The sequence below is a fragment of the Stutzerimonas sp. NM35 genome, assembly GCF_054604355.1.
In genome coordinates this window covers 4,445,092-4,466,492 of sequence record NZ_CM137728.1, presented here as the reverse complement: position 1 = coordinate 4,466,492, position 21,401 = coordinate 4,445,092, and the positions used below count along the sequence as shown (strand labels likewise).

Annotated in this window: 23 protein-coding genes and 1 other RNA gene; 5 read left to right on the top strand and 19 right to left on the bottom strand. The window is 61.9% G+C overall.

Annotated features, from left to right (window positions below; genetic code table 11):
• Nucleotides 1-5 precede the first annotated feature (5 nt).
• The 9 genes from mraY to rsmI all read right to left on the bottom strand — a co-directional run bounded on the left by mraY (nt 6) and on the right by rsmI (nt 9,080).
• A complete protein-coding gene (gene mraY, locus ACYCFC_RS20720; protein ID WP_459652760.1) occupies nt 6-1,088 on the bottom strand; it encodes a phospho-N-acetylmuramoyl-pentapeptide-transferase in 1,083 nt (360 codons plus the stop codon).
• Nucleotides 1,088-2,461: a UDP-N-acetylmuramoyl-tripeptide--D-alanyl-D-alanine ligase gene (locus tag ACYCFC_RS20715; protein WP_459652759.1), complete on the bottom strand. Its 1,374-nt coding sequence runs from the start codon at nt 2,459-2,461 to the stop codon at nt 1,088-1,090. Before ACYCFC_RS20715 ends, mraY begins: the two co-directional genes overlap by 1 nt.
• Nucleotides 2,454-3,917, bottom strand: coding sequence for a UDP-N-acetylmuramoyl-L-alanyl-D-glutamate--2,6-diaminopimelate ligase (locus ACYCFC_RS20710; protein ID WP_459652758.1), 1,464 nt, complete (start codon nt 3,915-3,917; stop codon nt 2,454-2,456). The genes ACYCFC_RS20715 and ACYCFC_RS20710 overlap by 8 nt, the downstream gene beginning before the upstream one ends.
• Nucleotides 3,917-5,644 carry a penicillin-binding transpeptidase domain-containing protein gene (locus ACYCFC_RS20705; RefSeq protein WP_181082047.1) on the bottom strand — a complete coding sequence of 576 codons (1,728 nt, stop codon included), beginning with the start codon at nt 5,642-5,644 and terminating at the stop codon, nt 3,917-3,919. The genes ACYCFC_RS20710 and ACYCFC_RS20705 overlap by 1 nt, the downstream gene beginning before the upstream one ends.
• Entirely contained in the window at nt 5,641-5,931 is a 291-nt protein-coding gene (gene ftsL / locus ACYCFC_RS20700; RefSeq protein ID WP_459652757.1) for a cell division protein FtsL, read from the bottom strand. The genes ACYCFC_RS20705 and ftsL overlap by 4 nt, the downstream gene beginning before the upstream one ends.
• Nucleotides 5,928-6,875: a 16S rRNA (cytosine(1402)-N(4))-methyltransferase RsmH gene (gene rsmH / locus ACYCFC_RS20695; protein ID WP_181082049.1), complete on the bottom strand. Its 948-nt coding sequence runs from the start codon at nt 6,873-6,875 to the stop codon at nt 5,928-5,930. The genes ftsL and rsmH overlap by 4 nt, the downstream gene beginning before the upstream one ends.
• Nucleotides 6,872-7,327, bottom strand: coding sequence for a division/cell wall cluster transcriptional repressor MraZ (mraZ, locus tag ACYCFC_RS20690; protein WP_181082050.1), 456 nt, complete (start codon nt 7,325-7,327; stop codon nt 6,872-6,874). The genes rsmH and mraZ overlap by 4 nt, the downstream gene beginning before the upstream one ends.
• A 292-nt stretch (nt 7,328-7,619) precedes the next feature.
• Nucleotides 7,620-7,978, bottom strand: an RNA gene (rnpB, locus tag ACYCFC_RS20685) — RNase P RNA component class A.
• Between the two features lie 235 nt (nt 7,979-8,213).
• Nucleotides 8,214-9,080, bottom strand: coding sequence for a 16S rRNA (cytidine(1402)-2'-O)-methyltransferase (rsmI, locus tag ACYCFC_RS20680; RefSeq protein WP_459652756.1), 867 nt, complete (start codon nt 9,078-9,080; stop codon nt 8,214-8,216).
• 121 nt (nt 9,081-9,201) lie between these two features.
• Here rsmI and ACYCFC_RS20675 point away from each other — a divergent pair, with 121 nt between their 5' ends.
• The 4 genes from ACYCFC_RS20675 to ACYCFC_RS20660 all read left to right on the top strand — a co-directional run bounded on the left by ACYCFC_RS20675 (nt 9,202) and on the right by ACYCFC_RS20660 (nt 12,599).
• Nucleotides 9,202-10,989, top strand: a complete 1,788-nt coding sequence (locus ACYCFC_RS20675; protein WP_459652755.1) for a penicillin-binding protein activator — start codon at nt 9,202-9,204, stop codon at nt 10,987-10,989.
• Nucleotides 10,976-11,344: a YraN family protein gene (locus tag ACYCFC_RS20670; RefSeq protein ID WP_181082053.1), complete on the top strand. Its 369-nt coding sequence runs from the start codon at nt 10,976-10,978 to the stop codon at nt 11,342-11,344. Before ACYCFC_RS20675 ends, ACYCFC_RS20670 begins: the two co-directional genes overlap by 14 nt.
• An 86-nt stretch (nt 11,345-11,430) precedes the next feature.
• On the top strand, nt 11,431-12,024 hold the full coding sequence (locus ACYCFC_RS20665; protein ID WP_181082054.1) for a phosphoheptose isomerase: 594 nt from the start codon (nt 11,431-11,433) through the stop codon (nt 12,022-12,024).
• Nucleotides 12,021-12,599, top strand: a complete 579-nt coding sequence (locus ACYCFC_RS20660; RefSeq protein WP_181082055.1) for a BON domain-containing protein — start codon at nt 12,021-12,023, stop codon at nt 12,597-12,599. Before ACYCFC_RS20665 ends, ACYCFC_RS20660 begins: the two co-directional genes overlap by 4 nt.
• A gap of 114 nt (nt 12,600-12,713) precedes the next feature.
• Here the strand turns inward: ACYCFC_RS20660 and ACYCFC_RS20655 are convergent, their stop codons facing one another.
• The 7 genes from ACYCFC_RS20655 to rplM all read right to left on the bottom strand — a co-directional run bounded on the left by ACYCFC_RS20655 (nt 12,714) and on the right by rplM (nt 17,581).
• A complete protein-coding gene (locus ACYCFC_RS20655; protein WP_181082056.1) occupies nt 12,714-13,124 on the bottom strand; it encodes a ClpXP protease specificity-enhancing factor in 411 nt (136 codons plus the stop codon).
• A gap of 37 nt (nt 13,125-13,161) precedes the next feature.
• A complete protein-coding gene (locus ACYCFC_RS20650; RefSeq protein ID WP_459652754.1) occupies nt 13,162-13,779 on the bottom strand; it encodes a glutathione S-transferase N-terminal domain-containing protein in 618 nt (205 codons plus the stop codon).
• Between the two features lie 87 nt (nt 13,780-13,866).
• On the bottom strand, nt 13,867-14,676 hold the full coding sequence (locus ACYCFC_RS20645) for a cytochrome c1 (protein WP_181082058.1): 810 nt from the start codon (nt 14,674-14,676) through the stop codon (nt 13,867-13,869).
• A complete protein-coding gene (locus ACYCFC_RS20640) occupies nt 14,676-15,887 on the bottom strand; it encodes a cytochrome b (RefSeq protein WP_181082059.1) in 1,212 nt (403 codons plus the stop codon). The genes ACYCFC_RS20645 and ACYCFC_RS20640 overlap by 1 nt, the downstream gene beginning before the upstream one ends.
• On the bottom strand, nt 15,887-16,480 hold the full coding sequence (gene petA / locus ACYCFC_RS20635; protein ID WP_181082060.1) for a ubiquinol-cytochrome c reductase iron-sulfur subunit: 594 nt from the start codon (nt 16,478-16,480) through the stop codon (nt 15,887-15,889). Before petA ends, ACYCFC_RS20640 begins: the two co-directional genes overlap by 1 nt.
• A gap of 265 nt (nt 16,481-16,745) precedes the next feature.
• On the bottom strand, nt 16,746-17,138 hold the full coding sequence (gene rpsI / locus ACYCFC_RS20630) for a 30S ribosomal protein S9 (RefSeq protein WP_181082061.1): 393 nt from the start codon (nt 17,136-17,138) through the stop codon (nt 16,746-16,748).
• Between the two features lie 14 nt (nt 17,139-17,152).
• Nucleotides 17,153-17,581: a 50S ribosomal protein L13 gene (gene rplM / locus ACYCFC_RS20625; RefSeq protein ID WP_168425219.1), complete on the bottom strand. Its 429-nt coding sequence runs from the start codon at nt 17,579-17,581 to the stop codon at nt 17,153-17,155.
• Nucleotides 17,582-17,997: 416 nt separating this feature from the next.
• Here rplM and ACYCFC_RS20620 point away from each other — a divergent pair, with 416 nt between their 5' ends.
• Nucleotides 17,998-18,678: an energy-coupling factor ABC transporter permease gene (locus ACYCFC_RS20620; RefSeq protein WP_459652753.1), complete on the top strand. Its 681-nt coding sequence runs from the start codon at nt 17,998-18,000 to the stop codon at nt 18,676-18,678.
• A 67-nt stretch (nt 18,679-18,745) separates the two neighbouring features.
• Here ACYCFC_RS20620 and yacG read toward each other — a convergent pair whose 3' ends face one another.
• The 3 genes from yacG to mdtD form a co-directional block, all read right to left on the bottom strand.
• A complete protein-coding gene (gene yacG, locus ACYCFC_RS20615; RefSeq protein ID WP_459652752.1) occupies nt 18,746-18,943 on the bottom strand; it encodes a DNA gyrase inhibitor YacG in 198 nt (65 codons plus the stop codon).
• Nucleotides 18,940-19,560, bottom strand: coding sequence for a dephospho-CoA kinase (gene coaE / locus ACYCFC_RS20610; RefSeq protein ID WP_459652751.1), 621 nt, complete (start codon nt 19,558-19,560; stop codon nt 18,940-18,942). Before coaE ends, yacG begins: the two co-directional genes overlap by 4 nt.
• A 125-nt stretch (nt 19,561-19,685) precedes the next feature.
• A complete protein-coding gene (gene mdtD / locus ACYCFC_RS20605; RefSeq protein WP_181082065.1) occupies nt 19,686-21,098 on the bottom strand; it encodes a multidrug transporter subunit MdtD in 1,413 nt (470 codons plus the stop codon).
• Nucleotides 21,099-21,401: the final 303 nt, after the last annotated feature.

Sequence of the window (21,401 nt, the reverse complement as noted above, 5' to 3'; positions counted from 1 at the left end):
CTCTATTACCTCAACTTCAACGTGGCCAGGCCGACCAGCACCAGAATCACGGTGATGATCCAGAAACGCACGATCACCCGTGGCTCGGGCCAGCCCTTGAGTTCGAAATGGTGATGAATGGGCGCCATGCGGAACACGCGCTTGCCGGTCAGCTTGAACGAAGCGACCTGGATCATCACCGACAGGGTTTCCATGACGAACACGCCGCCCATGATGAACAGCACCACCTCCTGGCGAACGATCACCGCAATGGTGCCCAGCGCGGCACCGAGGGCCAGCGCCCCGACGTCGCCCATGAAGACCTGCGCCGGATAGGTGTTGAACCAGAGAAAGCCCAGGCCCGCACCGATCAGCGCGCCGCAGAACACGATCAGCTCGCCCGCGCCCGGTACGTAGGGAATCAGCAGGTATTCGGCAAAATTCACGTTGCCCGACAGGTAGCAGAAGATACCCAGGCCACCGCCGACCATCACCGTCGGCATGATCGCCAGGCCATCGAGGCCGTCGGTGAGATTCACCGCGTTGCTCGAACCGACGATGACGAAATAGGTCAGGACGATGAAGCCGATGCCCAGCGGAATCTCGATATCCTTGATCAGTGGCAGGATCAGGGTGGTCTCCACCGGCGTCTGCGCGGTCATATAAAGGAAGACCGCCGCGCCAAGGCCGAACACCGACTGCCAGAAATATTTCCAGCGGCTCGGCAGGCCGCGCGAATTCTTCTCGATCACCTTGCGGTAATCGTCCACCCAGCCCACCGCGCCGAACAGCAGCGTGACGGCCAGCACCACCCAGACATAGCGGTTGGACAGGTCGGCCCAAAGCAGCGTGCTGATGGCGATGGCGCTGAGGATCAGCGCACCGCCCATGGTCGGTGTGCCGGATTTGGACAGGTGCGATTGCGGGCCGTCGGTGCGCACCGACTGGCCGATCTGGCGCATCTGCAAGGTGCGGATCAGCCAGGGGCCCATCCACAGCGACAGCACCAGGGCCGTGAGCACGCCGAGGATTCCGCGCAGGGTCAGGTACTGGAAGACCGCGAAGCCCTTGTGGAACTGTTGCAGGTACTCGGCGAGCAGCAGCAGCATCAGTGTTTCTCCATGGCAGTTTCAGCCAGCGCGGCGACAATCCTGTCCATCGCGGCGCTGCGTGATCCCTTGATCAGAATGGTGGTATTGCCCTGCTCTGCGCGTAGCGCCTCGATCAGGCTCTGCTGATCGGCAAAATGACGACCGCCGGCACCGAACGCTTCGACCGCATGCTTCATCAGAGGGCCGATAGCCAGTAGCGCGTCGACCTTACCGGCGGCGTAGCGGCCCACATCGGCATGGCTCTGCTCGGCCCAGTCGCCCAGCTCGCCCATGTCGCCCAGCACCAGCAGGGTGCGCCCGGAAAAACCGGCCAGCACATCGGTGGCCGCACGGATGGAGGCCGGATTGGCGTTGTAGCTGTCATCGATCAGACGCACGCCGCTGCCGAGCACCTGCGCCACCCCGCGACCCGCGACCGGCTGCAGGGCCTGCAGGCCGGCGACGATAGACTCCGGCGCGACACCCAGCGCATGCGCCGCAGCGGCGGCGGCGAGGGCGTTGGCGATATTGTGCTGCCCGAGCAGATTGAGCTGCACCGGCAGCGAGGCGCCCGGACCGACGAGGGTGAAATTCGGACAGCCACGCGCGTCCCGGCCCATGGCGGCGGGATGGAAATCGGCTTGAGCATCCAGCAGGGCAAAGCTCAGCACGCGCTTGCCGGCAGCCCGCCGTTGCCACACGGGCCAGGCCGGATCATCCCGGTTGAGCACGGCAATGCCCTGCGCGCCCAGGCCGTCGAGAATCTCGCCCTTGGCCTCGACGATCTTTTCCGGCCCACCGAACTCGCCGACATGGGCGGTGCCGGCGTTGGTAATCAGACTGACATCCGGGCGCGCCAGTCTCACCGTATAGGCGATTTCCCCCAGGCGCGAAGCGCCAAGCTCGATGACGGCGGCCTTGTGCTGCGGCGCCAGTTCGAGCAGGGTCAGCGGCGCGCCCAGGTCATTGTTCAGATTGCCACGCGTGGCCAGCACCGCATCGGCGCCATAGGCCGCACGCAGGATGCTGGCGAGCATTTCCTTGACGCTGGTCTTGCCACTGGAGCCCGTGATGGCCACCAGCGGACCGGCAAAGGCGGCACGGTTCAGCGCGCCCAGCTGGCCGAGGGCAATGCGGCTGTCGGCGACTACCAGCTGCGGCAGCGCCACCTCGGCCACAGGCCGTTCGACCAGTGCGGCGACCGCGCCCTTGGCGGCGACTTCGGCCAGATAGGCATGACCATCGAAACGCGGCCCACTCAGGGCAATGAACAGCTGCCCCGGCTCGATGACGCGGCTATCAGTGCTGACGGCGGCAAACGCCACGTCATCGTCTGTCAGCTCAGCGGACAGCGGCGCGACCAGCTCGCTCAGGCGCAAGGCTTCAAGCATGGGCATTCTCCCAGGCGGCCAGGGCCTGCTCGGCCTGCTCCAGATCGGAGAACGGCAGGCGCTCACCCTTGATCTCCTGGTAATTCTCGTGTCCCTTGCCCGCCAGCAGCACCACGTCATCCAGGCCACAACCGGCGATGCAACTGGCGATGGCCTCGGCGCGGCCCGGCTGGAAGATCACCTGCTCCGGCGCGGCGAAGCCGGCGCGAATCTCGTCGAGAATCTGCTGCGGGTCCTCGTTGCGCGGGTTGTCGTCGGTCACCCGCACTTGGTCGGCCAGGCGCTCGGCCACTTCGGCCATCAGCGCACGCTTGCCGCGATCACGCTCGCCACCGCAACCGAACAGGCACAGCAGTTGCCCGCGCGTATGCGCACGCAACGCGCCGAGGACCTTTTCCAGGGCATCGGGCGTGTGCGCGTAATCGACCACCACCAGCGGCTTGTCGCCGCCGCCCAGCCGCTGCATGCGGCCAGCCGGCCCTTCAAGCTCGGGCAGCACGGCGAGAATCTCGTCCAGCGGATAATTCATGCCCAGCAACGCGCCAATCGCCGCCAGGGTATTGCTGAGATTGAAACGCCCCAGCAGCGGGCTGCGCAGCGAGCGCTCGCCCTGTGGCGTGACCAGCCGCGCATGAACGCCATCATCGTCCAGTTGCGCCTCGGGGCAGTAGAGATAGGCGTCAGGATCTTCCAGACTGTATGTAATCAGGCGTGATTCACCTTTTTCCGCCACCAGCCTGCGGCCAAAGGCGTCATCCAGATTGATCACCCGGCAACTCAATCCCGGCAACCTGAACAGCCCGGCCTTGACCTCGCCATAGGCCTCCATCGAGCCGTGATAATCGAGGTGGTCGCGCGACAGGTTGGTGAAGACCGCGACATCGAACGCCAGAGCAGTCACACGCCCTTGCGCCAGGCCGTGGGACGACACTTCCATCGCCACCGCCCGCGCGCCCTGCGCACGCAGATTGGCCAGGTTGGCCTGTACGCCGATGGCATCCGGCGTGGTGTGACGTCCCAGCTCCAGCTCGCCATGAAAGCCGGTGCCCAGGGTGCCGATGATGCCGCAACGCTCGCCGAGGCGATCCAGAGCCTGGGCAATCAGGTAACTGACGCTGGTCTTGCCATTGGTGCCGGTCACGCCGACCAGATGCAGGCCGCGGCTGGGCTCGCCATAGAAGCGCCCGGCAATCGCCGACAGCTGCCCGGCAAGATTGCGCACCGACACCAGTTCGGCGCTCGCGGCGGTCATCGGCTGCGCACCTTCGGCCTCGAAGGCCACCGCCGCCGCGCCGCGGGAAATCGCATCAGCGATATGCACGCGACCATCCTGCTGCAGACCGGGCACGGCCAGAAACAAATCGCCTGGTCGAACCTTGCGGCTGTCCAGGGTCAGTTCGCGAATCAGCGTGGCGCTGTCGGCCTGTGGCAATAATTGATTCAACGGCATTGGCATCAGATTCGCCCTCCCTTGCCCTTGGCTGCTTCGGCGGTTTGAATCTCCGCCGCTGGCGGCAGGTTGTCTGGGGTGATATTCATCAGGCGCAACGCACGGGCTGCGACCTTGCCAAATACCGGCGCAGCGACGAGACCGCCGTAGTAACCACCCTCGCTGGGCTCATCTACCACGACCACCACGGCAATACGCGGATTGGAGACGGGCGCCACACCCGCGAAAAACGCCCGGTAGGCGTCTTTGGTATAGCCTCCGGTTCCAGAGACCTTTTTCGCCGTGCCGCTCTTGCCGCCGACGTGATAGCCCGGAACCCTGGCGCGCGACCCACCGCCGCCCTCTTCCTCGACCACCGCCTGCAGCATCTTCAGCACTTTGTTGGATATGTCCCTGTCGATGACCTGGACCCCGGCTTGCGGCTGATCCAGGCGCAGCAGCGACAGCGGCACGTTGCGACCGTCGTTTCCGAGCATGGCGTAGGCGTGGGCCAGCTGAACGGCTGTCACCGACAGGCCGTAGCCATAGGCCAGGGAGGCGGTTTCGGCGTCACGCCACTTGCGATGATTGGGCAGGTTGCCGACACGCTCGCCCGGAAAGCCGAGGCCGGTGGATTGGCCGAAACCTGCCTGTTGCATCACCGCGTAGACAGGCTCGGCGCCGATGTCCAGGGCGATCTTGCTGATGCCGACGTTACTCGACTTCATCAGGATCCCGGTCAGGTTGAGCATGCCGCCGCGCGATACGTCGCGAATGGTGTAGCGCCCGATACGCATCCAGCCCGGCAGGGTATTGATCACGGTTTCCGGCTGGTATTTGCCGGTGCCGAGTGCCGCGGCAATGCTGAACGGCTTGACCGTCGAACCAGGCTCGAACACATCGATCAGCGCACGGTTGCGCATGGCCGCCGGCTGCAGGTTGCGACGGTTGTTGGGGTTGTAGGTGGGTTGGTTGGCCATGGCGAGCACTTCGCCGGTGTGCACGTCGACCATCACCAGGCTCGCCGCCTTGGCGCCGTATGCCTGCACCACATTGCGCAATTCGCTGTGCGCCAGATACTGCAGGCGCAGATCGATGGACAGTGCCAGGGCCTTGCCGGCCTTGGCATTCTGAACCACCTGCACATCCTTGATCAGCCGACCGCGACGATCCTTGAGGACCTGGCGCTTGCCGGGTACACCAGCCAGCCATTCTTCATAGGCCAGCTCCATGCCTTCGCGCCCGCGATCATCGATATCGGTAAAACCGATCACGTGGGCAGCGACTTCGCCAGCCGGATAGAAACGACGGAATTCTTCCTGGGCATAGACACCGGGAATGTTCAGGTCCAGCACACGCTGCCCCTGCTCCGGCGTCAGGCCGCGCACCAGGTAGATGAATTCGCGCCCGGCCTGCTCCTGCAGGCGCTTCTTCAGCACACCTGCATCCTGGCCCAACGCTCTGGCAAGTTCGTCCCAGCGAGCCTGGGCGTCCTGCAATTCACGCGGATTGCCCCACAGTGTGGTCACCGGCGTACTGACGGCCAACGGTTCGCCATGACGGTCGGTGATCAGCCCGCGATGGGCCGGGATCGGGATATGCCGCACGCTGCGCGCATCGCCCTGGCCCTTGAGAAATGCCTGATCGAGCACCTGCAGATCGACGATACGCCAGGCGATGGCACCCACCATCAGCGCGAGCAACGCCAGGACGATACGAAAACGCCACGGATAGAGCGCGCCCTGAAGTCTCACTGAGACACCAGCCTGACATCAGCCGCTTCGGGGACATGCATTTTCAGTTGCTCAGTGGCCAGCGCTTCGATGCGGCTATGGGCCGTCCAGGTGCTCTGTTCGAGGATCAGTCGCCCCCATTCGGCCTGCGCCTTGTCACGCACGCTGAGTTCGCCGTACAACTCATTGAGCAACTGGCGATTCCAGTGCGCGCTGTAGGCAACCAAAATGGCCGAAACCAGCACGGCAACGAACAGCACCAGCATCGTCATGCTGCCGCCGGGCATCGCCCGACCCAGGCGGCTCATCGCAATTTCTCCGCAACACGCATCACTGCACTGCGTGAACGGGGATTGGCCCTGACTTCTTCGGCCGAAGCGTACTGTGGCTTGCCGAGCAGCTTCAGGCGCGGGATGAACTTTTCCGGAATGATCGGCAGATCGCGCGGCAGGGTATCCGCCTCGCCCTTGGCATGGCGCCGCATGAACTGCTTGACGATGCGATCTTCCAGCGAATGAAAGCTGATCACCACCAGCCGGCCACCCACCGCAAGCGCTTCGAGGGCGGCGTCGAGGCCACGCTCCAGGTCGCCCAGTTCATTGTTGATAAAGATACGCAGGCCCTGAAAGGCGCGTGTCGCGGGATTCTTGCCCTTTTCCCAGGCGGGATTGGCGACGGTCAGCACCTGCGCCAGATCTCCTGTGCGCTCGAAGGGCTTTTCCAGCCGGCGCTGCACCACGGCCCGCGCCATGCGCCGGGCGAAGCGTTCTTCACCGTAGTCCTTGAAAACACGGGCGATCTCTTCCTCGGGCGCGCTGGCGATCCACTCGGCGGCACTGATGCCGTGATCAGGGTTCATGCGCATGTCGAGCGGGCCATCGTTGAGAAAACTGAAGCCTCGCTCAGGGTCATCGAGCTGCGGCGAAGACACTCCAAGGTCCAGCAGGATGCCGTCAAGAGTACCCGTCCAGCCCCGCTGCTCCATTTCTTCGCCCAGTTCGGCGAAACTTCTTTGCACAACGACAAAGCGGCCATCTTCGGCCGCCAGTGCTTGCCCCGTAGCGATTGCCAACGGGTCCTTGTCGAACCCTAGCAAGTGGCCATCAGACCCAAGCTGCTGCAAGAGCAGCCGGCTATGCCCGCCCCGCCCGAAGGTTCCGTCCAGATAGCGACCACCCGCGCGCACGGCGAGCGCCGCGACGGCCTCGTCGAGCAACACGGTCACATGCTTGTAGCTGCTGGTCTGGCTCACAGGATTAGCTCACGCAATGCTTCCGGCAAGGCACCGGGTTGTTTGATGGCCGCCAGATCCGCATCTGCCTGTGCGTTCCAGTCGTCCTCGTTCCACAAACTGAATTTGTTCAGCTGGCCGACCAGCATGGCCCGCTTGTCCAGCCCTGCGTGCTCGCGCAAACGCGGCGGCACCAGTACACGGCCATTGCCATCCATTTCCAGGTCCACCGCATTGCCGATCAGCAGACGCTGAAGGCGGCGGCTCTCTTCGTGCAGCGACGGCAACTCGCGAAGCTTGGCTTCGATTTGCTCCCACTCGGGCAGGGGGTAGATACACAGGCAGGGATCGACAGCATCGATGGTGACAATCAACTGGCCATCACAACGCGAAACGAGCTCGTCACGATACCGGCTGGGCATGGCTAGCCGCCCCTTGGCATCGAGACTTATTGCGTTTGCTCCGCGAAACACGGCTGCGCTTCCCCTGAAATCAGCTATCCATACCCATAAATATCCACTTCATTCCACTTTTCACCACTTATGCGCACTATAGAAATGCAGCAGCCCCACCGTCAAGGTGAGCCGCAGGGGAAAAACCCTTATGTGGCGGGAATTTAGGAGGCAATCACGAGGCAGGCGCCAAATCGCAGACGAGCGAAAACCAACTTTTTCAGGCAGACCAAAAGCCTGCACTCAGAAGTTAAAGTGCTTTCTCAAGAGCAATACTTTTTTGGACTAGAAACGAGGGGATTCTGGAAGTGAATCGGAGAGTCGATCTGTAAGCCGGGTTCTGTCGAGGACAGCCATTCCTCTACGACAGCCATCACTGACTGCCTCTAGCAACCTACCCGGATCCAGCGCGGGCCACGCCAATGGATCCCTATTTGGTCTTGCTCCAAGTGGGGTTTACCTAGCCACGGACTGTTGCCAGCCGCGCGGTGCGCTCTTACCGCACCTTTTCACCCTTACCGGCGCCGAAGCGCTTAGGCGGTTATTTTCTGTGGCACTTTCCGTAGGCTCGCGCCTCCCAGGCGTTACCTGGCACTTCGCCCTATGGAGCCCGGACTTTCCTCCCTCCCTTTTTGCGGAACAAAAAGAGACAGCGACTGTCCAATCGACTCTCCGAGCGCTAGGTTACTTGGCCAGCCCCCGCCCCGCAAGCTGATAAATCCTCCGATCACAGGCGATCGCGCTATACGCTCAAAGTGCCGAAAACAACGCTGGAAAGCTGGAGGCTGAACGACAAGCGATCCAGGCTCGAGCGCAAATGGCGTTTTTTCGTCCAGCCCCCAGCGCTTTTATCGAACGACCATCGCAGAATAACGCCATAGTGTGATCGCCCTGCCCCCGATCAGCTCTAGCCCTTTTCCTGCAAAGCCAGCTGATACAGCAGGTTCTTGCGAACGCCGGTGATCTCGGCAGCAACGGCGGCGGCGCGCTTGAGTGGCAATTCCGCCAGAAGCAGCTGCAGCACACGCCGGGCGTCGGCATCCACCGCTTCATCCCCCTCGGGCGCCTGCCAGCCACCGATCACCAGCACGCATTCGCCACGCTGCTGATTGCTGTCAGCCTCGACCCAGGCGCGCAGCTGCGCCAGCGGCAATCCCTTGAGGGTTTCGAAGGTCTTGGTCAGCTCGCGCCCAAGCACCGCGGGCCGATCCTCGCCGAATACAGTTTCCAGGTCCTGCAGGCATTCCAGAATGCGATGCGGCGCCTCGTAGAAGATCAGGGTTCGCGGCTCTTCGCGCAGGTGTTCCAGCCGCGCGCGACGCGCCGCCTGCCTGGCCGGCAGGAACCCCTCGAAGATGAAGCGATCGGATGGCAGACCCGCCGCCGAAAGCGCCGCGACCAGCGCACAGGCGCCGGGCACCGGCACGACACGCACGCCTGCCGCCCGCGCCTGCCTGACCAGATGGTAGCCAGGGTCGGAAATCAGCGGTGTTCCGGCATCAGAAACAAGCGCCACATCTTCCCCAGCCAGCAGCCGCCCGATGAATCGGCCACCCTCGTCCCGCTCATTATGCTCATGGCACGCCGCCAGCGGCGTGCCAATGCCGAAGTGCTGAAGCAGTCGCGCCGAGTGACGGGTATCTTCCGCTGCAATCAGCGCCACCTCTCGCAGTATGCGCAGCGCCCGCGCACTGATGTCTTCGAGATTTCCGATCGGCGTGGCAACGACATAGAGCACGCCCGCGGTGGAATTCACGGCATCTGCTGCAGTCACAGGGCGTACCTCACATCACGAAAACGGGCATTGTAGCTCGTTTGACGGCCACAACATCGCGGTGCCGGCAGGGCTTGGGTACAATCAGACGTTCTTTGCCGGTGTTTCCAGGAATGATCACATGATGGCTCGCTTACGCCCGATTCTCTTCATCTGCCTTGCCGCTATCCTGTCGGCCTGCGCCAGTTCGCCCGAGTCGACATTGGGTGAGTTGCCTCGCACGCCCCAGGCTTCGACGCAGCAGATGTTGGAGGAAGCCGATGCCAGCGATCCGGCCAGGGCCGCCTTGCTGCGCCTCTCCGCCGCCGACCAGAGTATTCGCCAGGGCAACCCTGCCCAGGCCCGCCTGATTCTGGAACAGGTCGCAATCGAGCAGCTGCCGCCGGCCCAACAGATTTTCGCAAGCACTCTGAGCGCAGAGCTGGCACTGGCCGACAACGACCCGCAGCGTGCACTGCAGGCCCTGCAACATCCGGCCTTCGAACGCCTCGGGGAATTACCCACCGACCAGCAGCTTCGCAGTCAGCTGACGCGCGCGCAGGCACTTGAAGCCAATGAGCAGCCCCTCGATGCCGCTCGCGAGCGAACCTTTGTCGCCCCCCTGCTGAGCGGGGAAGCCGCGACGCAGAACCATCAGAAAATCTGGTCGCTGGTCTCGGGCCTGCCGACCAGCCAACTGCAGCCTGTGGCCGATCAGGATCTGTCCGGCTGGCTGTCGCTGGCAGCCATGCTGAAGCAGTCCGGCACACTGCCCCAGCAGCAACGGGCCATCGATACCTGGGTGCAGCAGAACCCCAGTCATCCGGCTGCGCTACAGCTACCAGAAGCCCTCGTAACACTGCGTGAACTGGCTGATCGCCCGCTGTCGCACGTCGCCCTTCTGCTACCCATGGACGGCCCACTGGCCAGCGTCTCACGCGCCTTGCGCGACGGCTTCCTTGCCGCCCACCTGGAAGCAGGCCAGGAGCTGAAGATCGAGCTGTTCGACAGCACACGCATCACCTCCATGGACGCCTTCTATCAGCAGGCCGCTGCATCCGGCGTGGAACTGGTGGTTGGCCCGCTGGACAAGACCCTGGTGCGGCAGCTCGCCGACCGTGACCAGCTCCCGATTACCACGCTCGCACTCAACTACAGCGATGCCGACCAGAAACAGCCGCCACAACTGTTCCAGTTCGGCCTGGCCGCCGAAGACGAAGCCCGCGAGGTCGCTCGCCGCGCCTGGGACGACGGCCATCGCCGCGCCATCGCCCTGACGCCCCGCGGCGACTGGGGCAATCGCGTGCTGGATGCCTTTCGCCGGCAATGGCAGGAACAGGGCGGCACGCTGATTGCCGCCGAGCCCCTGGCCGAACCCGTCGCGCTCGCCAACCAGATCGCCGACATGCTGCAAGTACGTAACAGCACAGGCGGCTCCAGCAGCAGTCTGCAAGCACAACCCACACGCCGCCAGGACGTCGACTTCCTGTTCCTGGCCGCCACCCCACAGCAGGCCCAGCAGGTCAAACCCACCCTGATCTTCCAGTACGCCGGCGACCTCCCGGTATACGCCACGTCCCACCTGCATGCCGCAACGGACAATCGCAGCCAGTACCTTGATCTTGAAGGCATCCGCTTCACCGAAACCCCTTGGCTGCTGGACGCCCAACTGCCCCTGCGCCAGCAGATCGAGAACAAATGGCCGCAAGCTCGCGGCAGCCTCGGACGGCTTTACGCGATGGGCGCCGACGCCTACTTGCTGGCACCACGCCTGAACCAGTTGCTGGCACTCCCGGAGACGCAGCTGGACGGATACTCCGGCACGCTCAGCCTGACCCCCGGTCAACGCATCGAACGCCGCCTGCCATGGGCCGAATTCCGCGACGGCACGGTCCAGCCCCTCGGGAACACGCTGCTTGACCAGCACTGACAAACAGACCAGCGGACGCCAGGCCGAAGACCGCGCGCTGCGCCATCTGGAACAGCAGGGCCTGCGCCTGCTGCAGCGCAACTGGCTGTGCCGCTGCGGCGAGCTTGATCTAGTCATGCTCGATGGCGATACAGTAGTATTCATCGAAGTTCGCTACAGACGCCACAGCGCCTGGGGTGGCGCCCTGGAAAGCATCGACCGGCGCAAACAGCAGAAGTTGATCCGTGCGGCTCAGCTGTTCCTGCAGAAGGAAAGTCGCTGGTCCGGATACCCGTGCCGCTTCGATGTCATCGCAATCGAAGCGGTCAGCAACACAGCGACACCCAACTGGCTCCGCAACGCGTTCGATGCCTGACAGGCTGTTGGATAGTTTTAGCGCCGGAGCAACTCGTTTCCGCCATGGCCATACGCACAGCCCGACACTTGAAGGTCAACACATCGATGGATATGCAATCCCGTATACGTCAGCTTTTTCAGGCCAGTATCGAAACCAAGCAGCAGGCGATGAACGTACTCGCCCCAAGCATCGAGCAGGCCGGACAGGTGATGGTCAATACACTGCTCAGCGAAGGCAAGATACTCACCTGCGGCAACGGGGGCTCGGCTGGCGATGCCCAGCACTTCTCCTCCGAACTGCTCAACCGCTTCGAGCGCGAGCGCCCCAGTCTTCCGGCGATAGCCCTGACAACCGACAGCTCCACGCTGACCTCCATCGCCAACGACTACAGCTACAACGAAGTCTTTTCAAAGCAGATCCGTGCACTCGGCCAGCCGGGTGATGTACTGCTGGCAATTTCCACCAGCGGCAACTCCGCCAACGTGATTCAGGCAATCCAGGCAGCCCATGACCGCGAAATGCTGGTCGTTGCCCTCACAGGCCGCGATGGCGGCGGCATGGCCTCGCTGCTGTTGCCGGAAGATGTCGAGATTCGCGTGCCAGCCAAGGCCACTGCGCGCATTCAGGAAGTGCACCTGCTCGTCATTCACTGCCTGTGCGACCTGATCGACAACCAACTGTTCGGGAGTGAAGAATGAATCCGCTCCGCCCCCATCTGCTCGTACTCGCCCTGTGCATTGTCGCCACCGGCTGCAGTTCGGTTCTGACCGCCACACGCGACACCCCGATCGATGACAACCGGGGCACCCGCACCATCGGCAGCAAGATCGATGATTCGCTGATCGAAACCAAGGCCGCAGTGAACATCGCCAAAGCCCACCCTGATCTGGATAAAGGCTCGCATATCGTCGTGGCCAGCTACAACGGCGTCGTACTGCTCGCCGGCCAGACACCTCGCAGCGAACTGAAGCAGACCGCCGAACAGGCGGCAGGCTCGGTCCAGCGCGTCAAGCGCGTGCACAACGAAATACAGGTACTGCAGCCCTCATCCGCCCTGGCCCGCAGCAACGATTCCTGGCTCACGACCAAGATAAAAACCCAGATGCTGGCCAATCAGGACATTCCGGGCTCGCGCATCAAGGTGATCACTGAAAACGGCATCGTCTACCTGCTGGGCCTCGTTACCCGCCAGGAAGGCAACCGTGCGACAAGCGTGGTCCAGGGCGTCTCCGGTGTGCAGCGCATCGTCAAGCTGTTCGAATATATCGATTAGCGGAAAGTCGGACAGAGTCAGGGAGTGCTTTACCCAAGCCCGTGCCAAGCTTTCCTCTGACCCCACCTCCGCTCGTCGGGTCGGTGAAGCATGGCCCGACCTACGTGCCGCGGCTTATTTGACGACCTTCAGACTGGGCCGCCCCGCCGAAGCCGGGCGAGGCGCAACGCCAGCATCCGGTGCGGAAGCGCCATCGTCTGGCGTATCGTCACTGGGCGGCTCGATCTCGAACACCATCCCCTGCCCGTTTTCCCGCGCATAGATCGCCATTACCGCAGCAGCCGGCACATGCAGGCTGTGCGGAACGCCACCGAAACGACTCTCGAAACTGATCGCGGCATTGTCCATCTGCAGATGACGCACGGCACTGGGCGCAACGTTCAGCACGATCTGCCCATCACTGGCGAAGCCTGCGGGCACCTGGACACCGGGATACTCGACATCGACCAGCAGATGCGGCGTGCAATCGTTATCGACGATCCACTCGTACAGCGCCCGGACCAGATAGGGACGACTTGAATTCATAGCAACCTCTCTTGGCAGACCCTTGAAACACTACCTGCTAGCGCATGCTGCGTTCAACGGTCGATAGACTGGCCTGAAAGGCCTCACGGGCAAAGTTTACTTCCATATAGTCGAGCAGCGGCTTGGCCGCCTTGGGCAACTCTATCCCGAGCGCGGGCAAACGCCAGAGGATCGGCAACAGGCAACAATCCACCAGGCTGATCTCGTCGCTCATGAAATAGGCTTTCTCGGAAAAGATTGGCGAAACCCCCGTGAGGCTTTCACGCAACTCCTTGCGCGCCTGCTCCCGCGCCTTCTCGGTGGTTCGCCGATCAGTCACGAGATCCACCAGCGCACACCAGTCACGCTGAATTCGATGCACCAGAAGCCGGGTATTGGCCCTTGCCACCGGATAGACCGGAAGCAACGGCGGATGTGGATAGCGCTCTTCCAGATATTCGCTGATCACGCCTGGCTCATATAGCGCAAGGTCACGATCCACCAGTGTCGGAACACTGGCGTAAGGGTTCACTTCACTCAACCTGACCGGGCAGTGAGCAGGGTCGACATCGACTATCTCGACGTTTACACCCTTCTCGGCAAGCACGTAGCGCACCCGATGCGAATAATGATCGGCGGGATCGGAATAGCAGACCAGTCGATTGGTCGCAGCCATAGCGCCCTCCTGATGGGATTTCATGAATGCAGAAAAGCGCGCGCGCCCAATAGGGCGCGCGCAGGGTTGTAGCAGAACAGCGGAGGATCAGTGAACGTCTTTCCAGTACTCGCGCTTGAGCAGATAGGCGAACACGAAGAAGACCGCCAGGAACAGCAACACATAGGTGCCGATGCGCTGGCTTTCCAGCTTGACCGGATTGGCCGAGTAGGCCAGGAAGGTCACCAGGTTCTTGATCTTCTCGTCGTACTCCGCCTCGGTCAGCTCGCCAGTACCGGGAACGACTGTCAGTTGCCCGCAATCCTCATGAGTGATCGGCGTGCCGGTCAGCGGATCGAACTGCTTGCGGCCCTTCTCGACGACCTGGACCTGCTTGCAGGCTACCGACTCGCCTTCAGGCAGCGCGCTTGGCAGAACCTGACGACCCTGCAGCGGCGCCAACACGTGGGGCATGCCTACGCTCGGGAATACCGTGTTGTTGTAGCCGTAGGGACGCGCCGGGTCCACATAGAAGCCGCGCATGTAGGAATACAGCCAGTCGTTGCCACGCACGCGCGCAACCAGCGTCAGATCCGGTGGAGCCGCGCCGAACCAGACCTTGGCGTCATCAGGCGACATACCGGTCTTCATGTGGTCGCCAAACTTGGCATCGTTGAAGACGATGTTGTCCATCATGACATCTTCAGGAATGCCCAGATCGGTGGCCACACGCTCGTAGCGCTGATACTGCGCGCTATGACAGCCCATGCAGTAGTTGGCGAAGGTCTTCAGACCATCCTGCATGGCCGCCTTGTCGGTCAGATCGATCTCGACCTTGTCCAGAACGACACTGGGGGCAGCGGCAAAACCGAATGCCGGCACCAATGCAAGAATCAATGCAGCAAATTGCTTTTTCATCAGCCATCCACCCTTTGCGGAACTACTTTGGTCTTCTCGAGCTTGGTGTAGAACGGCATCAGGATGAAGTACGCGAAGTAGATGATCGTACAGATCCGCGATACCAGGGTCCGCTCAGGAGTCGGAGAGAGCACACCCAGCACGCCGAGGATGATGAACGAGATGCAGAACAGGATCAGTGCGACCTTGCTCATCCAGCCCTTGTACTTCATGGACTTGACCGGACTGCGGTCCAGCCAGGGCAGCACGAACAGCACGGCGATCGCGGCACCCATGGCGATCACACCCATGAGCTTGTCGGGAACGGCGCGCAGAATCGCGTAGTAAGGCGTGAAGTACCAGACCGGCGCGATGTGTTCCGGCGTCTTGAACGCGTTCGCCGGCTCGAAGTTCGGTTTCTCCAGGAAGTAACCGCCCATTTCCGGGAAGAAGAACACGACGGCACAGAAGACGAACAGGAAGACCACTACGCCGACGATGTCCTTGACGGTGTAGTAGGGATGGAACGGAATGCCGTCCAGGGGCACGCCCGCTTCATCCTTGTTCTTCTTGATATCGACGCCCAGCGGGTTGTTCGAACCCACTTCATGCAACGCCAGAATGTGCAGCACGACCAGACCGAGAATCACGATCGGCAACGCGATGACATGCAGCGCGAAGAAGCGGTTCAAGGTGATGCCGGAGATCAGGTAGTCACCACGGATCCACTGGGTCAGGTCGTCGCCGATCACCGGGATGGCGCCGAACAGCGAAATGATCACCTGGGCGCCCCAGTAGGACATCTGCCCCCAAGGCAGCAGGTAGCCCATGAAGGCTTCGGCCATGAGGGCCAGGTAGATCATCATGCCGAAGATCCACACCAGCTCGCGCGGCTTCTGATAGGAGCCATAGAGAATGCCGCGGAACATGTGCAGGTACACCACGACGAAGAACGCCGAAGCACCGGTGGAGTGCAGATAACGCAGGATCCAGCCGTACTCGACATCACGCATGATGTATTCGACAGAAGCGAAGGCGCCTTCTGCAGACGGCTCGAAGCTCATCGTCAGCCAGATACCGGTGAGAATCTGGTTGACCAGTACCAGCAAGGCCAGGGAGCCGAAGAAGTACAGGACGTTGAAGTTCTTCGGTGCGTAATACTTGCTGAGATGGTCTTCCCACATCTTGGTCGCGGGGAAGCGCGCATCAACCCATTCCATGAACTTGCTCATCACGCGCTCTCCTGATCCACGCCGATGACGACTACAGCGTCAGTCTCGTACGAATGAGGGGGAACCGGCAGGTTCAAGGGTGCAGGCTGCCCCTTGTAGACGCGGCCAGCCATGTCATATTTCGAACCATGGCAGGGGCAGAAATAGCCACCAAGCCAATCGGCACCCAGATCAGGCGCCGCCACTTCCGGCCGGAAAGACGGAGCGCAACCAAGGTGCGTGCAGAGCCCGACCACGATCAGCAGCTCCGGCTTGATCGAACGAACCTGAGGATCGACATAGGTCGGCTGCTCGGACGCTTCGGAGTTCGGATCGGCAACCGTATCGGTGAGCTTGCCCAGATTGGCAAGCGCCTCCTCGGTACGGCGCAGGATGAATACCGGCTGTCCGCGCCACTCGGCGACCATTTGCTGGCCCGGCTCGACCTTGCTGATATTCACCTTAACCGGTGCTCCGGCCGCCTTGGCCTTGGCACTTGGGAACCACGATCCCACAAACGGGACCGCGGCCCCCACCGCTCCTGCAGCACCCACTACCGAAGTAGCGGCTACCAGGAAGCGACGCCGGCCAGCATTCACGCCGTCATTGCTCATTCAGTCGTCTCCCATCAGTTTCTTATGGCCTACCGAAAGCAGGCGTCTACTACGTGCGTCTACCGAAAAACTAGGCCGCGAAAAAATTCGCCAAATGGTAAAGAAAACCCCCTCGCATGACAAGGCAATAAGCCGTCACACCTCAGCTGCAAGCCCCTAAAACCGGGACCCCACACACGCGACACACTGTCGCAGGAGAAAAAATCACCCATAAAAAAAGCGCCCAGATTCTTGCGAAACTGGGCGCTTTTCTTGGAAGCCTGAATTAGCGCTTCGAGTACTGCGGACGCTTGCGCGCCTTACGCAGACCGATCTTCTTACGCTCTACTTCGCGAGCATCGCGAGTAACGAAGCCAGCCTTGCGCAGAGCAGGACGAAGAGTCTCGTCATAATCCATCAGTGCACGGGTAATGCCGTGGCGAATAGCGCCAGCCTGACCACTTACACCACCGCCCAGGACGGTAACGTAGATATCGAACTTCTCGACAGTCTCGGTCAGCTCCAGCGGCTGACGAACGACCATGCGAGCGGTTTCACGCCCGAAGAAGTTGTCCAACTCGCGGTTGTTGATGGAAATCTTGCCAGTACCGGGGCGCAGAAAGACGCGCGCGGTTGCAGTCTTGCGACGGCCAGTGCCGTAATTTTGAGTCGCCGACATAGTGAACTATTCCGTTAAATCTTCAGTTCTTGGGGCTGCTGAGCGGTATGCGGATGGCTGGCACCCTTGTACACCTTCAGCTTACGATACATGTCGCGACCCAGCGGATTCTTCGGCAGCATGCCTTTTACCGCGGTCTCGATCACACGTTCTGGCGCCTTGGCGATCAGCTTCTCGAAGTTGATCGACTTGATGCCACCCGGGAAACCGGAGTGGGAGTAGTACATCTTGTCGGTGGTCTTGGCACCGGTAACACGCACTTGCTCGGCATTGATAACGACGATGTAGTCGCCGGTATCGACGTGAGGGGTGTATTCCGCCTTGTGCTTGCCACGCAGGCGGCTAGCGATCTCGGTTGCCAGACGACCCAGGGTCTGGCCGGCAGCGTCGACGACGAACCAGTCGCGCTTGACGGTTTCCGGTTTAGCAGTAAAAGTCTTCATTCGTTATAGCCTCAGGGGCCGCCCTGAAAATAAGACGGCGAATCTTACTGAATGGTGCTCGCCCTGGCAAGGCCAGGACAGCCGGAAACAGACGCTATCGGGGGCTCGGGTCAGCGCGTCCGCTACGGCAGTGATTTGGCAGGCTAGGCATCCCCTACCTTGGTTTTGTGTCGGCGGGCTAGGCATCCCCAGCGACAGGCTGCGGAATTATCCCGATTACCAGCGAAATAGCAAGCAGCTTCGACCTGCGCAACGCCAGAACATGGCAGCAGCGCCACAAATACCATCGCCCCGACGTTTTCTATCCCCAGCAGCAGCTTTGCCTCGCACGAACCAGTTCCCGCACGATCGGTCACAATTGCACCACTTATGATCCGTCCACTATTGATAAAGCTCCGCGACGAGGAGAAACAAGGATGATTGCCGCCGAACTGCTCGCACCGTCCAGCCTCTTTCTGGGCTGGCTGCTCTATGCAGCCGGGCTGGCCTGGGCATGCATGCGAGCACCCTGGGTGGAGCTTTTCAGCGATACCCGCCGCCAGCACCTGATGTGCGGCGCGATGCTGGCGATCTTCCTGCTCTGGCTGGTCCGCCGGGATTTCGATTCCGGGCTGTCGGTGCATTTCATCGGCCTGACGGCGGTGACTCTGCTGCTGGACTGGCCCCTGGCAATCCTCGCCGCCTTCGTCGCCCAGGTCGGCCTGACCCTGATCGGCCATCAGCAGCCAAGCGCGCTGGGCCTCAATGGGGTGCTGCTGGTATTGATCCCGGTTGGCGTCACCTATCTGTGCGCACTGCTGGTCGAGCGCCTGCAGCCACGCAATCTGTTCATCTATATATTCTTTTCGGGCTTCTTCGCCGCAGGTCTGGCAGCGCTGTTCTGCATTCTGGCCGGGCTCGGCATCCTGCTGTTCGATGGACGCTACCCGATGCCCCCCTGGCTCGATGACTTCGCCGGCTTCATCTGGCTGCTGATGTTTCCCGAAGCCTTCATCAACGGCACCGTAGTCAGCGCACTGGTCGTGTTCTACCCGGACTGGGTGGAAAACTTCAATCGAAGCCGTTACCTGCAGGCGCCGCCCTGGAATGATGAGTAGGAATCAGCGAGCTGGCGATGCTTACCGCCAACTCGCCCATACGGCAGCAGATACCTTTAGCAGACCGTCAATGCTGACGCGGCGGCACATCGCCCGAGAACACATCGTCCTCCAGCTCGTCGCCGGGGATCACGTGCTCCTCCGAAGCCCAGGCGCCCAGGTCGATCAGCTTGCAGCGATCCGAGCAGAAAGGCCGGTTAGGGCTCTGCGGCCCCCACTCCACCGGCGCACGACAGGTTGGACATTCAACTACGGCAGTACTCACTCCTGACCTCCTCGCAGCGTCAGATAGAAATTGTGCAGGCGCTCGACCTCAGCCTTCAGCCAGCTCATGTCACTATCATTGAGCAGCACGTCATCGGCATGACGCAGGCGCTCTTCGCGACTGGCCTGAGCCTTGAGGATGGCACGAATCTGCTCTTCGCTGGCCTGATCGCGCCGGGCGGCACGCTGCAGCTGCAGCGCCTCGGGCACATCGACCACCAGCACACGGTCGGCCTGGCGGTATTGACCGGACTCGATCAGCAGCGGCGAAACCATGATCGCATAGGGCGACTGCGCCCTGGCCAGATGCTCGGCAATCTCCTGACGAATCAGCGGATGCAGCAACTGCTCGAGCCACTTGCGCTGCTCCGGGTCCTCGAAAACCAGCCCGCGCAACACCGCCCGATCCAGGCTTCCATCCGACGCGAGGACGCTCTCACCGAAGCGCTGCGCAATCAGCCCCAACGCCGGCCTGCCGGGTTCGACAACCCAGCGCGCCGCATGGTCGGCATCCACCCAGTGCACGCCAAGCTCGCCGAACGCCTCGGCCACCGCACTCTTGCCGCTGCCGATGCCGCCGGTCAAACCCAGCACCCATGGCTTCTTCATCGGACTCATCAGCACATCATCCAGCCAAAAAACGACGCGCAGTAGTAACGCCTTGCAGGGACAGATGCAACAGCCTGCGGAGTCGCCACTCCAGACTCTCCTCGACACATGTGCGCTCGAAAGACAGGCGTCTTTTATTCCAGGTCCACAAGCCGAGCAGCCATCTTCTGCTTGCTGTCCAGTTGAAAGAACAGCGCGGCGGCCAGCATCGACATGCCGCCGATACACAGAAAGGTCATCTGGAAGGCCTGCAGCACGGCCTCGCCATCGCTACCGGGAAGGGTAAAGCCGCCCAGCAAGGCCCCGGCGGCAGCGACGCCGAGACTCATGGACAGTTGCACCACCACCGACAGCAGGCTGTTGCCGCTGCTGGCGTCCTGATAGCTGAGCCCGACCAGGGTAACGGTATTCATCGCCGTGAACTGCATCGAGTTGACCATGCCGATCAGGCTCAGGTGCAGCAGCAACAGCAGCGTGGGCGTAGCGGCATCGATGGTGGCCAGGCTGGCGATAAGGCCACCCAGCAGCAAGGTGTTGCCAATGAGGATGCGCCGGTAGCCGAGGCGATCGATCAGCGGCTTGGCCAGCGGCTTGATCAGCATGGCGCCAAGCGCCAGCGGAATCATCATCATCCCCGCCTGCGCCGGCGAATAGCCCAGCGCCACCTGTAGCAACAGCGGCAGCAGGAACGGCAGCGCGCCACTGCCCAGACGGGCGAACAGATTGCCGAAGATGCCCACGGCGAAACTGCGGGTACGGAACAGCGAAGGACTGAACAGCGGTTTTTCGATATGCCCGGCACGCAGCCAGTAGGCGGTCAGACAGGCAAGGCCGATGACGATCAGAAGCAGCACGCGGGCATGCGGCATATGCATTTCGCCCAGACCTTCCAGTGCGATGGTGATCAGCACCATCGCCGCCCCGAACAGGATGAAACCGAAGGTATCGAAACGTATCCGCTCGGCGCTTTTCAGGTCGGGCATGAAGCGAAACGCTGCGATGCCGCCCAGCAGCCCCACCGGCAGGTTGATCAGGAATATCCAGTGCCAGGACGCATACTCGACCAGCCAGCCACCCAGTGTCGGACCGATCAGCGGGCCGACCATGCCAGGCAACGCGATAAAGGTCATCACCCGCACGAACTCGCTGCGCGGATAGGCACGCAGCACCACCAGACGCCCCACCGGCAGCATCAGCGCCCCGCCCATGCCCTGTATCACACGCGAGATCACCAGTTGGTTGAAGCTGGTGGACATCGCGCAGAACAGCGAACCGAGGGTGAACAGCACGATGGCGGAAAAGAAGATACGCCGCGTGCCGAAGCGGTCCGCCAGCCATCCCGACGCCGGGATCAGCAACGCCACGGTCAGCATGTAAGCGATGACCACGCCCTGCATGCGCAGCGGATCCTCGGCCAGATCCCGCGCCATGGCCGGCAGGGCCGTGTTGAGAATGGTGCCGTCGAGGGTTTGCATGAAGAACGCGATGGCGACCAGCCACGGCAGCACCCGGGCGGTGCGGGCGTCCAGCACAGCGGTTTGAGGCATGGGCTTCCCTGATTGAAAAATGCATATGGTAGGCCGCGAGCCAGCTCGATACACAGCTCATTTCCGCTCGCGGCGCTTTCCTGAACGCCGCCGCGCGGTCTGATGAACCGGCTCGCAAGGGTGTGACAACTTAACGCAGCGGGATGCTCGCAGCCCTTTTCATCCGCGCGCTTGAGCCTGCCGAGCCTTCACCTCAGAGCAGACCCGCCCTATACGTAACAAAGTATTTCCTTCAGAATTGACGCGAATCATTATCGTTAACCCTTGCGGATGCGAGTCTTGCTTCGTCATTCATAACGCTCC

What these genes read in the sequence shown, in the direction of transcription:
- mraY (WP_459652760.1), bottom strand. Translation starts at nt 1,088, where the DNA reads ATGCTGCTGCTGCTCGCCGAGTACCTGCAACAGTTCCACAAGGGCTTC.
- ftsL (WP_459652757.1), bottom strand. Translation starts at nt 5,931, where the DNA reads ATGAGCCGCCTGGGTCGGGCGATGCCCGGCGGCAGCATGACGATGCTG.
- mdtD (WP_181082065.1), bottom strand. Translation starts at nt 21,098, where the DNA reads ATGCCTCAAACCGCTGTGCTGGACGCCCGCACCGCCCGGGTGCTGCCG.
- ACYCFC_RS20655 (WP_181082056.1), bottom strand. Translation starts at nt 13,124, where the DNA reads ATGAATTCAAGTCGTCCCTATCTGGTCCGGGCGCTGTACGAGTGGATC.
- coaE (WP_459652751.1), bottom strand. Translation starts at nt 19,560, where the DNA reads ATGAGTCCGATGAAGAAGCCATGGGTGCTGGGTTTGACCGGCGGCATC.
- ACYCFC_RS20710 (WP_459652758.1), bottom strand. Translation starts at nt 3,917, where the DNA reads ATGCCAATGCCGTTGAATCAATTATTGCCACAGGCCGACAGCGCCACG.
- petA (WP_181082060.1), bottom strand. Translation starts at nt 16,480, where the DNA reads ATGAGCAATGACGGCGTGAATGCTGGCCGGCGTCGCTTCCTGGTAGCC.
- ACYCFC_RS20660 (WP_181082055.1), top strand. Translation starts at nt 12,021, where the DNA reads ATGAATCCGCTCCGCCCCCATCTGCTCGTACTCGCCCTGTGCATTGTC.
- rpsI (WP_181082061.1), bottom strand. Translation starts at nt 17,138, where the DNA reads ATGTCGGCGACTCAAAATTACGGCACTGGCCGTCGCAAGACTGCAACC.
- ACYCFC_RS20665 (WP_181082054.1), top strand. Translation starts at nt 11,431, where the DNA reads ATGGATATGCAATCCCGTATACGTCAGCTTTTTCAGGCCAGTATCGAA.
- ACYCFC_RS20675 (WP_459652755.1), top strand. Translation starts at nt 9,202, where the DNA reads ATGATGGCTCGCTTACGCCCGATTCTCTTCATCTGCCTTGCCGCTATC.
- ACYCFC_RS20645 (WP_181082058.1), bottom strand. Translation starts at nt 14,676, where the DNA reads ATGAAAAAGCAATTTGCTGCATTGATTCTTGCATTGGTGCCGGCATTC.
- ACYCFC_RS20715 (WP_459652759.1), bottom strand. Translation starts at nt 2,461, where the DNA reads ATGCTTGAAGCCTTGCGCCTGAGCGAGCTGGTCGCGCCGCTGTCCGCT.
- rplM (WP_168425219.1), bottom strand. Translation starts at nt 17,581, where the DNA reads ATGAAGACTTTTACTGCTAAACCGGAAACCGTCAAGCGCGACTGGTTC.
- ACYCFC_RS20620 (WP_459652753.1), top strand. Translation starts at nt 17,998, where the DNA reads ATGATTGCCGCCGAACTGCTCGCACCGTCCAGCCTCTTTCTGGGCTGG.
- ACYCFC_RS20640 (WP_181082059.1), bottom strand. Translation starts at nt 15,887, where the DNA reads ATGAGCAAGTTCATGGAATGGGTTGATGCGCGCTTCCCCGCGACCAAG.
- ACYCFC_RS20650 (WP_459652754.1), bottom strand. Translation starts at nt 13,779, where the DNA reads ATGGCTGCGACCAATCGACTGGTCTGCTATTCCGATCCCGCCGATCAT.